The organism is Pseudomonas mandelii, from assembly GCF_002251635.1.
Lineage (GTDB): Bacteria > Pseudomonadota > Gammaproteobacteria > Pseudomonadales > Pseudomonadaceae > Aquipseudomonas > Aquipseudomonas mandelii_B.
The window spans coordinates 1-13,543 of sequence record NZ_NMOJ01000211.1 but is presented as its reverse complement, the minus strand read 5'-3'; the positions used below and the strand labels follow the sequence as shown (position 1 = coordinate 13,543).

Below are 13,543 nucleotides of genomic sequence, written 5' to 3'. Positions count from 1 at the left end.
GTCTTTGAGCGGATCAGGCCGCTTGCCCTTGCCCGCGCGGTATTGGCGGATTTGATAGACGTAGGCCAGTACCTGAGCGACCGCCAGATACAACCCACCGGGGATTTCCTGCTCCAGCTCGGTGGAGTAATAGATCGAACGCGCCAGGGCCGGCGATTCGAGCAGCAGCACATTATTGGCCACGGCGATTTCACGAATCTTCAGGGCCAGGAAGTCACTGCCCTTGGCCAGCAGCATCGGCGCGCCGCCCTTCTCCGGGTCGTACTTGAGCGCCACCGCGTAGTGCGTCGGGTTGGTGATGACCACGTCGGCATCGGGCACCGCCGCCATCATCTTGCGCTGGGACATTTCGCGCTGCAGCTGACGAATACGCTGCTTGACCTCGGGGCGGCCTTCCTGGTCCTTGTGCTCGTCGCGCACTTCCTGCTTGGTCATCAGCAGTTTCTTGTGGCTTTCCCACAGCTGGATCGGCGCATCCACGGCAGCGATGATGATCAGCCCGCAAGCCATCCACAGCGCGCTCCAGCCCACCACCTGCACGCTGTGAATGATCGCTGACTCCAGCGGCTCATGGGCAATGCGCAGCAAGTCGTCGATGTCGGACGACAACACCGNCAGCGCCACGAACAGCACGATGAAAAACTTTGCCAGAGCCTTGAGCAGTTCGACCAGCGCCTTGGCCGAGAACATTCGCTTGAGCCCCGCACCGGGGTTCATGCGACTGAATTTCGGCGCCAGGGAGCCTGCCGCGAACAGCCAGCCACCGAGAGAAATCGGGCCGATCAACGCGGCCAGCAACAAGGTGATCATCACCGGCTGAATCGCCACCAGGGCGATCTGCCCCGAGTGCAGCAGGAAGGTGCCCATGTTGCGCTGATCCAGAATCACTTCCCGCGACAGCGTGAAGTTCATGCGCATCAGTTCCATCAGGTCCTGCGCCAGCGCTCCACCGAAAATCAGCAACCCGCCAGCGCCGGCGAGCATGACCGCCAGGGTGTTGAGCTCCTTGGAGCGCGCAATCTCGCCCTTTTCCCTGGAGTCCTTTTTNCGTTTCTCCGTGGGGTCTTCTGTTTTGTCCTGACCACTCTCGCTCTCGGCCATGGCTCAGCGCGCTCGTGCCAGGTCACGTAAGAACTGCAAGGCGTCGGTCGCCAGCGGTTGATACTGATTGAGAATGTCGGCCATGCCGACCCAGACGATGAACAGCCCGAGCACCAGGGTCAGCGGGAAACCGATGGAAAAGATGTTCAATTGCGGCGCGGCCCGAGTCATCACGCCGAACGCAATGTTGACCACCAGCAATGCGGTGACCGCTGGCAGCACCAGCAACAGTGCGGCCCCCAAAACCCAGCCAAGCTTGCCGGCCAGCTCCCAGAAATGGTTAACCATCAAGCCGCTGCCCACCGGCATCGTGGTAAAGCTTTCGGTCAGGACTTCGAAGACCACCAGATGGCCATTCATGGACAGGAACAGCAACGTCACCAGCATGGTCAGGAACTGCCCGATCACTGCCACCGACACGCCGTTGGTGGGGTCGACCATGGAAGCGAAGCCCATGCCCATCTGGATCGAGATGATTTGCCCGGCCACCACGAACGCCTGGAAGAACAGTTGCAAGGAGAAACCCAGCAACGCGCCGATGAGAATCTGCTCGGCGATCAGCAGCAGCGCACTCAGATCCAGCGCATTGATCGGCGGCATCGGCGGCAGGCCCGGCGCAATCACCACCGTGATCGCCAGGGCGAAGTACAGGCGCACGCGCGTGGGCACCAGGGACGTGCCAAACACCGGCATGACCATCAGCAAGGCGCCGATGCGAAACAACGGCAACATGAACGTCGCCACCCAGGTACTGATCTGGGTATCGGTCAGCTGCAGCAGCGACGGCATGGTTTAGCCGATGACCTGAGGAATACTGCCGTACAGCTGCAGGATGTATTCCATGAAGGTTTGCACCAGCCACGGGCCAGCGACAATCAGGGTGATCAGCATCACCAGCAAACGCGGGAGGAAGCTCAAGGTTTGTTCGTTGATCTGCGTCGCGGCCTGGAACATGGCCACCAGCAGGCCGACCAACAGGCTCGGCACCACCAGCACGGCGACCATCATGGTGGTCAGCCACAGCGCTTCGCGGAAGATGTCTACCGCCACTTCCGGCGTCATGGCGACACACCGCCGAAGCTGCTCGCCAGGGTACCGATGATCAACGCCCAGCCGTCCACCAGCACAAACAGCATGATCTTGAACGGCAACGAGATAATCAGCGGCGACAGCATCATCATACCCATGGCCATCAGCACGCTCGCCACCACCAGGTCGATGATCAGGAACGGGATGAAAATCATGAAGCCGATCTGGAACGCGGTCTTCAACTCGGAGGTGACGAACGCCGGCACCAGGATGGTCAGCGGCGCCTGATCCGGGGTGGCGATGTCGGTGCGCTTGGACAAACGCATGAACAGCTCAAGGTCGCTGGAGCGGGTTTGCGACAGCATGAAGTCCTTGATCGGGCCCTGGGCCTTGTCGATCGCGTCCTGAGCCGTGAGTTTTTCCGCCAGATACGGTTGCAGCGCTTGCTGGTTCACCTTGTCGAACACCGGTGCCATGATGAACAGCGTCAAAAACAGCGCCATGCCGGTGAGAATCTGGTTCGACGGCGTCTGNTGCAAGCCCAGGGCCTGACGCANAATCGAGAAGACGATGATGATCCGCGTAAAGCTGGTCATCAGCATCACAAACGCCGGGATAAAACTCAGCGCGGTCATGATCAGCAGGATCTGCAGGCTGACCGAATATTCCTGGGCGCCGGCAGCGTTGGTGCCCAGCGTGATCGCCGGGATCGACAACGGGTCGGCCGCCAACGCCAACGGCGCCGCCAGCAACAGNGCCAGCGTCAAGACGATGCGTAACGCACCCATTACTTCTTATCCTTCTGATCCTTGCCGAGCATCCTCAACAGATGCTGGGCAAACTCCGGAGTCGCGCTCTCGGTCGTGGTCGGCACTTCAATCGGCTCTTTAAGCACATGCAGTGCAGTGATCGTGCCGGGGCTCAGGCCAAGCAGGATCTGCTCGTTGCCGACCTGCACCAGCATCAATCGGTCGCGTGGCCCCAAGGCGCGGGAACCGACAATCTCGATCACCTGCCCTTTGCCGGCCGGCCCGGCCTGCTGGACCCGGCGCAGCAGCCAGGCGAGGAAGAAGATTAACCCCAGCACCAGCAGCAAGCCGAACACCAACTGCGTCAATTGCCCGGCCACACCGCTACTGACTGCCGGCGCAGCAGCAGCCGTTGCAGCCGTGGCCACAGGTTCGGCTGCCAGCACACTGAACGGCAACGCAAGCAGAAGCCCTAGAACCTTTTTCACTTAGCGCAGCTTCTTGATACGTTCGCTTGGGCTGATCACGTCCGTCAGGCGGATGCCGAACTTCTCGTTGACCACCACCACCTCGCCATGGGCGATCAGCGTGCCGTTGACCAGCACGTCCAGTGGCTCGCCGGCCAGGCGATCAAGCTCGATCACCGAACCCTGGTTGAGTTGCAGCAGGTTACGGATATTGATTTCGGTGCTGCCGACTTCCATGGAAATCGACACCGGAATGTCGAGGATCACGTCGAGGTTCGGACCGTCCAGGGTGACCGGGTCGTGGCTCTTTGGCACGCTGCCGAACTCTTCCATCGGCAGACGGTTGGACGGCGAACTGGCGGCGTCGGCGGCCAGCAGCGCGTCGATATCGTCCTGGCCGGCATCACCGGTTTCTTCCAGGGCGGCAGCCCATTCGTCAGCCAGTGCCTGGTCGTCCTGGGCGTTCATATCGTCGTTCATCTTTTGTCCTCGGCGGGCAACTGCTCAATCAAGAGCAGCCAATTAATAGGGGGTTGGAGCGCCGGTCAGCGGCGCTCGATCGGCTCGATCACTTGCAACGCGAGGTTGCCTTTATGCGAGCCCATCTTGACCTTGAAGGCCGGCACGCCGTTGGCGCGCATGATCAGTTCTTCCGGCAATTCCACCGGAATCACGTCCCCCGGCTGCATGTGCAAAATATCGCGCAAACGCANCTGGCGACGGGCAACCGTGGCGCCGATCGGCACGTCCACGTCCAGGACGTCCTGGCGCAGGGCGTTGACCCAGCGCTCGTCCTGATCGTCCAGATCCGACTGGAAGCCGGCGTCGAGCATCTCGCGCACCGGCTCGATCATCGAGTACGGCATGGTCACGTGCAGGTCGCCGCCACCGCCATCGAGTTCGATGTGGAAGGTGGACACCACAATCGCTTCGCTGGGGCCGACGATGTTGGCCATGGCCGGGTTCACTTCCGAGTTGATGTACTCGAAATTGACTTCCATGATCGCCTGCCAGGCTTCCTTCAAGTCGATGAAGGCTTGCTCCAGCACCATGCGCACCACGCGCAATTCGGTCGGGGTGAATTCACGGCCTTCAATCTTCGCGTGACGGCCGTCGCCGCCGAAGAAGTTGTCCACCAGTTTGAACACCAGTTTGGCGTCGAGGATGAACAGTGCGGTACCGCGCAACGGCTTGATCTTGACCAGGTTGAGGCTGGTGGGCACGTACAGCGAGTGCACGTACTCGCCGAACTTCATCACCTGCACACCGCCCACCGCCACGTCCGCCGAACGGCGCAGCATGTTGAACATGCTGATACGGGTGTACCGGGCGAAGCGCTCGTTGATCATTTCCAGCGTCGGCATGCGTCCACGGACGATGCGATCCTGGGTGGTGAGGTCATAACTTTTGACGCTGCCGGGCTCGGCAGCCAGTTCGGTCTGTACCAGACCATCGTCGACGCCATGCAACAGCGCGTCAATTTCATCCTGGGACAGCAGGTCTTGCACGGCCATCTCGTGATCCTACTGCAATACGAAGTTAGTGAAAAGCAGTTGTTCGATAACCACTTTGCCGAGTTCTTTCTGCGCCACTTCCTGGACGCTGGCCGTGGCCTTCTGACGCAACATCTCCTGGCCGACCGGGGTCGCCAGCGTGGCGAAGTCCTGGCCGGAGAACAGCATGACCAGGTTGTTGCGGATCACCGGCATATGCACTTTGAGCGCCTCCAGATCACCCTGATTGCGGCCTTGCAGGGTGATGCTCACCTGCATGTAGCGCTGGCGACCGTTCACGTTGTAGTTGGCCACGAAGGCCGGAGCCATGGGCTCGAAAATCGCTGGCTGCTTGCCGACAACAGCGGTTTCAGCGGCGGCAGGCTTGCTTTGGGCGCTGTGCATGAAGAACCAGGTCGCCCCCACGGACATGCCGACCGCCAGCAACAGGGCCACCACGATCACAATGATCAGCTTGACCTTGCCTTTGGTTGCGGGGTCTTTTACTACTGCGTCGCTCTTCGCCATGCCAATAATCCGTCACTATTCGGGTTTTCACAGTCGCACGGCAAGGCAAGAGCAAGTGTTATGCCAGAAGTGTCGGGAGGGGGGCAGGCGGGATCTTCAGGCACCCCGAAACCAATGTGGGAGCGAGCTTGCTCGCGATGGCGGCGCAGCAGTCAACGAAGATGTTGAATGTTATTGCCTCATCGCGAGCAAGCTCGCTCCCACAGGGTATTGCGTTGGGTCAGGCGTAGTAGTCGACGGCGCTGGAGCCGATCACGCTGGTAGCGGTTGCCGCCACATCGGCAACAGTTGGCGAAACCTCTTCATCCATGGCGTCAAGACGACCGCCATTGGCGCTGGTCCGACCGCCCTGCCCCTGCTGAGCCTGATCCTGGCCTTGGCCCTGACCTTGCCAGCCACGAGACTGATCGGACACATTGACGTCAACCTGGCCCATGCCCTGCTGCGAGAACATGTCACGCAGGCGATGCATCTGACTGTCCAGCGCTTCGCGAACGCTTGGATGGGCGCTCATGAAGGTGACCTGGGTCTGCTGGTCGGGAACCATGTTTACCCGGATATCGAGACGCCCCAGTTCAGCCGGTTGCAACTGGATGTCGGCCGCCTTGAGGTTGGCGCTGGAAAGGTACATGACGCGATTGACCACTTCCTCGGTCCAGCCGCTCTGATGCATGGCGATCGGCTGGTTGACCGGCAAGGCATTGGCGGTTTTCGGGGTGGCCGCCTGGGTCAGTGCCGCCAGACGGTTGGCGAAGTCATCGACACGGGTGTCACTGCTGGCGTCTGTCAAATCCTTGAGCCCACCATCAATCAGACCGCTGAAGGCTTTCTCGCCGCCCTGACTGGTGCTGTCCTTGTCGGTTTGTACGTCGAGCATGCTGGCCATGCCGGCGGCAAAGTTCTGCGCCGACGTCAGTTCACCGTCAACATGGGTCTGGGCAGACGTGGCTTTTGGCTGGGCCTGGCTGCTGGCGGATACGTGGCCGCTCTGCTCCATGGCCATGCGCACGGCGGGCAATGCGTCGAGCGGATCAGCTTCGGGATCGAAATCGCTATCGATGGCAGTCGCCGCTGGCGCAGACGCGGCCACGACGGCGGTGGCAACCGGCGTTTCAGCCTGTGGCTGTGTGGTCGTGACAACGGGCGCAGCGGTTTGCACGACCGGCACGGTTACCATCGGCTGTACCGCCTGCATCAACGCTGGATCAAGCGCCGGGTCGAGGCTCGGATCAACAGGCGCCGTATCGGCCACCGGCGTTTCAGCGGTCTCGGGCAGCTCGTCGATGACAGCGGTGTCATCGGTCGGCGCCGGTTTATCGGCGGGCAAGGAATTGCCGCTATCGGCAACGGCCGGTTCCGAGGCGGCAGGCTTCTCACCGCTGACATCCGTTTTGCCGGGGTCTTGCGAGGCATTTTCGGTGGCGGGCACAGCCGATTTATCAGCGACCACAGAAGGCTTGTTCTGGGTTTGATCGGCGTAAACATCAGCGAAGCTGGACGCCTTGTCCCCTGGCTCAGCGGCCGGCGCCGGGGTATTGGCGGAGGCGACTTGAGTCTTGGCCGTCGCGGCGGCCTGCAGAAGCGAATTGGGGGTAACGGGCATAAAACGGTCTCCGCTGCACTGGGATCGTAGGTACAGTTGAGTGAGTTGATTGCAAAGGTCGAGCCAGGTCAGCTCGACAGAGTTTAAAAGCGCCGGACGGTCGCGTCAGTCAGCCAGAGAGCGCTGTCGCTCCGCTTCATACAAAGGGCGGACAATGGCGAATTCGCCGTCGATTTCTCCGACCAGTTTTTCAATACCGGCGAGGCTCTTTTGCCTGGCGCACTGCTCAAGCTCGTTGCACAACTCAGCCAGGCGAACGGCGCCCATATTGCTGCTGCTGCCCTTGAAACTATGGGCGGCATTCATGAGTTGCGCGGCGTTGTCAGCCTTTCGCAAAACGCGCAAGCGCTCTTCGGAGTCGGCGATGAAAGTATCCAGCAACGCTGGATACTCATCCTCCATGACTTCCTGCAACGCACTCAGCACGTCGCGGTCCAGATGGGTGTCAGCCACTTGCTCACTCCTTGATCAAGAATGGGTGAATTATGCCAGAGCCTCCCAGAAAAACTCCACGCGAGCACTACGACCATCGTCGGACCAGCTCGCGCTACGGCTCAATTGGCGGATCAGATTCACACCGCGCCCCGACAGACGGCCGCCATCGACGGGACGCTCCATCACCCGCGCCACATCGAAACCCTTGCCACTGTCTTCGACCCGCACAATCAAGCTGCCACCCTTGCCCGTCGGCACGACCTGCAAATGCACCCGCACATAGCCGTCTTGCAACGCCTCCAGCCGCTCATTGCGCGCTTGATAATAGCGCGCAAACCCCGAAGCATCGCGCTTGAGGCTTGAATCCAGACCCAGCACGCCGTGCTCAAGGGCATTGGAATAAAGCTCTGCCAACACACTGTAGAGCGCGCCACTCTGAGCCCGCAGGCCGTGGACCTCAAGCAACAATTGCAAAAGGTACGGCAGCGGATTGAAACGTTTGAGGGTCGCGGCGCGAAACTCGAAACTCACCGACCAGTCCAGCGGACAGGACTGGCCACTGTCGGAATACACCGGTGCCGGCGGGGTCAGGTGCGCCGCATCCAGCAGACTGACCTCAACCATGCTCACGTCATCACGGGCCTCGCCACGAAAATCACGCAGCGCCTGCTCGATCTCTTCGAACAGCGCGTCTGGCTGGCGATTGGCCGAAAACACCCGCTGCAACCGCTCCACACCAAACAACTGTTCGTTGGCATCGCAGGTATCGATGACCCCGTCGGAGAGCAGAAACACCCGATCGCCAACGGCCATCGGAAACACTTCGGTGCGGTCATTGAAGGTTTGCGGGCTGAGCACGCCCAATGGCAAGTGCCGCGCCGTCAATGGTGTGCGGTTACCGCTGGCGATGCTGTGCAAGTAACCGTCCGGCATTCCGCCGTTCCAGACTTCCACCGAACGTCGTTGAAAGCTCAGGCACAGCAGGGTGGCGCAACAGAACATGTCCACCGGCAGAATACGCTTGAGCTTGGCGTTCATCTCGCGCAGGGTTTCAGCCAGGCCGTAACCCTTGGCGGTCATGCCGTAGAAGACTTCAGCCAGCGGCATGGCGCCCACCGCGGCCGGTAGACCGTGGCCGGTGAAATCGCCCAGCAGCACGTGCATGTCGCCGGCCGGGGTAAACGCCGCGAGCAGCAGGTCGCCGTTGAACAGCGCATAAGGCGATTGCAGGTAGCGGATGTTCGGCGCACTCAGGCAACCCGAATGCGCCACCTTGTCGAACACAGCCTTGGCCACCCGCTGCTCGTTGAGCAAGTAGTCATGATGTCTGGCGATCAGGTCNCGCTGCTGTAGCACCGTGGCTTGCAACCGACGCAGGCGATCCATGGCCTTGATCTTGGCGGCGAGGATCACCTGGTTGTAGGGCTTTGCCAGAAAGTCGTCGCCACCGGCCTCCAGGCAACGGGCCAAGGCCTCGCTTTCGGTCAGCGAGGTCAGGAAGATGATCGGCACCAGGGTTTCCCCGGCCAGCGCCTTGATCTGTCGTGCGGCCTCGAAACCGTCCATCACCGGCATCATGGCGTCCATCAACACCAGGTGTGGCCGCTGCTCGCGAAACGCTTCGACGGCTTCGGCACCGTTGGCGGCCGTCAATACCTGGTGGCCCTGACGACGGACAATACTGGACAGCAGCATGCGATCGGCCGCGCTGTCTTCGGCGATGAGGATGGTCAGCGGTTCAAGCGACGGTTGCATGGCGGTCATGCAACGTCGAAGATTTGTTCAAAGTTGGAGATGCCGAGGATCTTGCGCACATCGGAGTTGCTGTTGACCACCTGCACCTCGGCAGTATCGCCACCGGCATGGTCACGTAACAGCAGCAGCATGCCCAGGGCCGAGCTGTCCAGGTAGGTGGCGTCCTTCAAATCCACCTCAAAGGACTCGGGTTTTGGCTGAAGGTTTTCGTAGGATTCACGAAATTCCTGATGCTTGGCGAAATCGAATCGTCCCTTGATCGAAATCGTCAGCTTTTTCCCTTCCTGGGACGTTTCTGTATGGACTGACATTTTTTAACGGCTTCCTTGTCATGGGGGAACTTACGTGTACAAGGTTTAGCACTTGGCGGAGATGGGAGCAAGGCGGGAAGTTATGGTGTCTGTCAGACCGCCTTCGCGGGCAAGCCTCGCCCCCACAGGTTTTGTGTCGTCCACAATATTAGGAACGACACAACACCTGTGGGAGCGAGGCTTGCCCGCGAAGAACGATAACGCGATCCAACTGATTCAATACGGATCATGCCGCGGCAACCGCTGTGACAACTCATCCAGCAGCTTCTGCTCGCGCGTGTCTTCCAACTTCCGCGCCTCGTCCATGTAGCGCTGTACAAGTTTGCGCAAGCCTTCAACCCGGGCAAACGCCTGCTGCCAGGAATCGCGCGCCTTGTTCAGGTTGTTCTGGTGCCAGGCCAGGCTTTGGCGCTGCTGATCGATGGCAGTGCCCAGTTGCGTCAGAAAGCCTTGATAGCCGAGTAACCACTGGCCGGAAACGCCCGTACTGCCGCGCACGATCCATTGTTCCTGGTATTCGAGGCGGAAGTTTTCGAGGTCGGCGAGCTTGCTTTCCGCCACACGAACCTGGCCCTGGAAGTGCCCGAGGCGCATGACCGCGGTTTTTTCGGCCTTTTCGGCCATTTCCACCACGGGTGCCAGGCGTGCCGCGCGGCTCAGGGCCATGGCCGGTTAGCCGCCCGCTGCCGGGGCGAAGATCGAGGCGAGATGGTTTTCGCTGGCGCCCATGCCGATGTTGTCGTTCAAGCCCTGGCGCAGGTAAGTGGTCATGGCGGGTTGCAGGGAAATCGCGATGTCGGTTTCGCGATCACCGCCCGCCACGTAGGCGCCGACGCTGATCAGGTCGCGGCTCTGCTGATAACGCGACCACAGCTGTTTGAANTGTTGCGCGCGGGCCATGTGCTCGGGGCTGACCACCGACGGCATGACCCGGCTGATGGAGGCTTCGATATCGATGGCCGGGTAATGACCTTCCTCCGCCAGCCGCCGCGACAGCACGATGTGCCCGTCGAGCACGCCCCGCGCCGAGTCGGCAATCGGGTCCTGCTGGTCATCGCCTTCGGATAACACGGTGTAGAACGCCGTTATCGAGCCGCCCCCCTTCTCGGCGTTACCGGCCCGCTCCACCAGTTTCGGCAACTTGGCGAACACCGACGGCGGATAACCTTTGGTGGCAGGCGGTTCACCGATGGCCAGGGCGATTTCACGCTGGGCCTGGGCGAAACGCGTGAGCGAGTCCATCAGCAACAGGACATTCTTGCCCTTGTCGCGAAAATATTCGGCGATGCGCGTGCAGTACATCGCGGCGCGCAAGCGCATCAGCGGTGCATCGTCCGCGGGGGACGCCACCACCACCGAGCGCTTGAGGCCTTCTTCACCGAGGCTGTGCTCGATGAATTCCTTTACTTCACGGCCCCGCTCACCGATCAGCCCGACCACGATGATGTCGGCCTCGGTAAAGCGCGTCATCATGCCGAGCAGCACGGACTTACCCACGCCAGTACCGGCAAACAGGCCCAGACGCTGGCCGCGACCGACCGTCAATAAACCGTTGATGCTGCGAATGCCCACATCCAGCGGCTCGCTGATCGGGTTGCGATTGAGCGGGTTGATGGTCGGGCCGTCCATCGGCACCCAGTCTTCGGCCTTCATGCCGCCCTTGCCGTCCAGCGCGCGACCGGCGCCGTCCAGCACTCGGCCGAGCATGCTCATGCCCATCGGCAGGCGGCCGGTATCGGCCAGCGGCACCACACGGGCACCGGGGGCGATGCCCGCCAGGCTGCCGACCGGCATCAGGAAAATCTTGCTGCCGGAAAAGCCCATCACTTCGGCTTCGACCTGCACCGGGTGGTAGCTGTCGTCGTTGATCACCAGGCAGCGGCTGCCCATGGCGGCGCGCAGGCCTTCGGCTTCGAGGGTCAGGCCGACCATGCGCAACAGGCGCCCTTCAAGAATGGGATGGCCAGGCAACTTGGTGGCCTCGGCGTAGCTGCCGAGGCGCTTGGCGAAGCTGGTGCGATCAAGGCGCATCAGGTTCGTCCAGCGTCGGCTCGATCGCAGCGACCGCAGGTTTTTCGTCGACCGGCAGCTCCAGGCTCAGATCCGGCGCGGCCGGGTGCAAGGCCTGGTCATGCAACTGATCGAACAGCTTGGCCATGACTTGGGCGACGCGGGTTTCAACGGTGGCGTCGATGCGACTGTGTTCGGTCTCGACGCGGCAACCACCGGGCTGCAACGCCGCGTCCTCGACAATGCGCCAGGTTTCTTCATGGCGCTCGCGCAGGGCTTTGACCTGTTCGAAATCCTGGGGATTGATGTACAACCGCACATTACCCACGCCCAGCGGCAAGAGCTTGAGGGCTTCACGCATGACGTGTTCGATTTGCGTCGAGTCGATGGCCAGTTCGCGCTGAATCACCTGTTTGGTGATGTGCTGCACGAGGTCGACCAGGGATTTCTCGATCTGGGTGTCCTGTTCGGCAATAGGCTCGAACAGGTTGGCCATCAGCTGCTCCAGGCCCGCAACTTTCGGCGTCAGTACGGCTTCGGCTTCCTGACGGACCTTGAGTGTGGCGCTGTGGAAGCCTTCTTTCTCGCCGATGGCGAAGCCTTCGTTGTAGGCCTCCTGACGGATGGCTTCCAATTCTTCAAGGGTCAGTGGCTGGACTTCATCCAGCGGCACTTCTTCCATTTCCGGAGGTTCGGGCTCGGGCTCCGGCTCGGGCTCCGGTACAAACGGATCGAAACTGGGCAACGCCCAGACGTCGAAACCGGCGACGGCCTTGCCTCGGATCAGGTCGGTCTGGGACTCATCATGTTTGGACGNGNNAGCGCCTTAGATCATTTCTTCGCCGCCCTTCCCGCCGAGAACGATTTCTCCGGCTTCGGCCATACGGCGGGCAATGGTGAGGATTTCCTTCTGGGCGGTTTCCACGTCGCTGACGCGCACCGGGCCTTTGGCTTCCAGGTCGTCGCGCAACAGTTCGGACGCGCGCTTGGACATGTTCTTGAAGATCTTCTCTTTGACGCCTTCGTCCGAACCCTTGAGGGCCAGNACCAGCACGTCGGAGGACACTTCGCGCAGCAACGCCTGNATGCCACGGTCGTCGACATCGGAGAGGTTGTTGAACACGAACATGAGGTCTTCGATCTGGCCGGACAGGGTGTCGTCGATCTCGCGGATCGAGTCCATCAACTGGCCTTCGACCGAGCTGTCGAGGAAGTTCATGATGTCGGCCGCGCGCTTGATGCCACCCAGGGTGGTACGCGAGGCATTCGAGTTGCCCGAGAACTGCTTCTCGAGAATCGTGTTGAGTTCTTTCAGCGCGGCCGGCTGCACGGTGTTCAGCGACGACACGCGCAGGATGATGTCCAGGCGCACTTTATGGTCGAAGTGGCCGAGCACTTCACCGGCCTGGTCAGGGTCGAGGTAGGCCACCACGATGGCCTGGATCTGCGGGTGCTCGTAGCGGATCACATCGGCGACGGCGCGCGGCTCCATCCATTTCAGGCTGTCGAGGCCACTGGTGTTGCCGCCGAGCAGGATGCGGTCGATCAGGCCGTTGGCCTTGTCTTCGCCCAGGGCCGAGGTGAGCATCTTACGGATATAGCTGTCGGAACCGACGCCCAGGCTGGTCTGGTCGCCGACAATCTCGACGAACTCGCTCATCACCTGCTCGACTTGCTCACGGTGCACATTGCGCATCTGCGCCATGGCCACGCCGACACGCTGGACCTCTTTGGGCCCCATGTGGCGCAACACTTGGGCAGCATCGGTCGAACCCAGGGACAGCAGCAGAATCGCGGCTTTGTCGACTTTGGTCAGTTTGGCAACAGCGGCTCGATCATTCATCTGCGTTAATCCACTCTTTCACGACCTGAGCCACACGGCCCGGGTCTTCTGCTACCAGACTCTTGATTGCATTCAGCTGAGCGTCATAGCCTTCGCTCGGGCTTGGCAACAGAATACTTTGCGGGCCGCCCAGGCTGACGCGGTCGTTGGCCAGTTCGCCGTCCAGGCCGCCCATGCCACCCAACTCGACGTCGCTTCCTGCAAGAGCAAGCTGCTTGC

General features: G+C 61.1%; 15 protein-coding genes and 2 pseudogenes. All 17 read right to left on the bottom strand.

Features of this window, described 5'->3' with window-relative positions:
* Positions 1-1,101: flagellar biosynthesis protein FlhB (gene flhB / locus B7L09_RS25955; protein ID WP_094471244.1), on the bottom strand; the 1,101-nt coding region annotated here is incomplete at its 3' end.
* Between the two features lie 3 nt (positions 1,102-1,104).
* Positions 1,105-1,890 carry a flagellar biosynthetic protein FliR gene (gene fliR / locus B7L09_RS25950; RefSeq protein ID WP_094471243.1) on the bottom strand — a complete coding sequence of 262 codons (786 nt, stop codon included), beginning with the start codon at positions 1,888-1,890 and terminating at the stop codon, positions 1,105-1,107.
* Positions 1,891-1,893: 3 nt separating this feature from the next.
* Positions 1,894-2,163, bottom strand: a complete 270-nt coding sequence (gene fliQ, locus B7L09_RS25945; RefSeq protein WP_094471242.1) for a flagellar biosynthesis protein FliQ — start codon at positions 2,161-2,163, stop codon at positions 1,894-1,896.
* The gene (gene fliP, locus B7L09_RS25940) at positions 2,160-2,918 is read right to left on the bottom strand and encodes a flagellar type III secretion system pore protein FliP (protein ID WP_094471241.1); all 759 of its coding nucleotides are present in this window, start codon (positions 2,916-2,918) and stop codon (positions 2,160-2,162) included. The genes fliQ and fliP overlap by 4 nt, the downstream gene beginning before the upstream one ends.
* Complete coding sequence (fliO, locus tag B7L09_RS25935) at positions 2,918-3,367, bottom strand: flagellar biosynthetic protein FliO (protein WP_094471240.1); 450 nt, start codon at positions 3,365-3,367, stop codon at positions 2,918-2,920. The genes fliP and fliO overlap by 1 nt, the downstream gene beginning before the upstream one ends.
* A complete protein-coding gene (gene fliN / locus B7L09_RS25930; protein WP_094471239.1) occupies positions 3,368-3,826 on the bottom strand; it encodes a flagellar motor switch protein FliN in 459 nt (152 codons plus the stop codon).
* A 65-nt stretch (positions 3,827-3,891) separates the two neighbouring features.
* Positions 3,892-4,860 carry a flagellar motor switch protein FliM gene (gene fliM, locus B7L09_RS25925; RefSeq protein WP_094471238.1) on the bottom strand — a complete coding sequence of 323 codons (969 nt, stop codon included), beginning with the start codon at positions 4,858-4,860 and terminating at the stop codon, positions 3,892-3,894.
* 9 nt (positions 4,861-4,869) lie between these two features.
* Positions 4,870-5,367, bottom strand: a complete 498-nt coding sequence (gene fliL / locus B7L09_RS25920) for a flagellar basal body-associated protein FliL (protein WP_094471237.1) — start codon at positions 5,365-5,367, stop codon at positions 4,870-4,872.
* Positions 5,368-5,587: 220 nt separating this feature from the next.
* Complete coding sequence (locus tag B7L09_RS25915) at positions 5,588-6,970, bottom strand: flagellar hook-length control protein FliK (protein ID WP_094471236.1); 1,383 nt, start codon at positions 6,968-6,970, stop codon at positions 5,588-5,590.
* Between the two features lie 105 nt (positions 6,971-7,075).
* Complete coding sequence (locus tag B7L09_RS25910; protein ID WP_094471235.1) at positions 7,076-7,423, bottom strand: Hpt domain-containing protein; 348 nt, start codon at positions 7,421-7,423, stop codon at positions 7,076-7,078.
* 30 nt (positions 7,424-7,453) lie between these two features.
* Positions 7,454-9,160 (bottom strand): ATP-binding SpoIIE family protein phosphatase, encoded by a 1,707-nt coding sequence (locus tag B7L09_RS25905; RefSeq protein ID WP_094471245.1) that lies wholly within the window; start codon positions 9,158-9,160, stop codon positions 7,454-7,456.
* Between the two features lie 5 nt (positions 9,161-9,165).
* Entirely contained in the window at positions 9,166-9,471 is a 306-nt protein-coding gene (locus tag B7L09_RS25900) for an STAS domain-containing protein (RefSeq protein WP_094471234.1), read from the bottom strand.
* 216 nt (positions 9,472-9,687) lie between these two features.
* Positions 9,688-10,137 carry a flagellar export protein FliJ gene (fliJ, locus tag B7L09_RS25895; RefSeq protein WP_094471233.1) on the bottom strand — a complete coding sequence of 150 codons (450 nt, stop codon included), beginning with the start codon at positions 10,135-10,137 and terminating at the stop codon, positions 9,688-9,690.
* Between the two features lie 6 nt (positions 10,138-10,143).
* Positions 10,144-11,502 carry a flagellar protein export ATPase FliI gene (gene fliI / locus B7L09_RS25890; protein WP_094471232.1) on the bottom strand — a complete coding sequence of 453 codons (1,359 nt, stop codon included), beginning with the start codon at positions 11,500-11,502 and terminating at the stop codon, positions 10,144-10,146.
* Positions 11,492-12,295, bottom strand: a pseudogene (gene fliH, locus B7L09_RS25885) (flagellar assembly protein FliH); the annotation flags it as partial. The pseudogene fliH and the gene fliI, both read right to left, overlap by 11 nt.
* Before the next feature lie 12 nt (positions 12,296-12,307).
* Complete coding sequence (gene fliG, locus B7L09_RS25880) at positions 12,308-13,324, bottom strand: flagellar motor switch protein FliG (RefSeq protein WP_094471230.1); 1,017 nt, start codon at positions 13,322-13,324, stop codon at positions 12,308-12,310.
* Positions 13,317-13,543, bottom strand: a pseudogene (locus tag B7L09_RS25875) (flagellar basal-body MS-ring/collar protein FliF); the annotation flags it as partial. The gene fliG and the pseudogene B7L09_RS25875, both read right to left, overlap by 8 nt.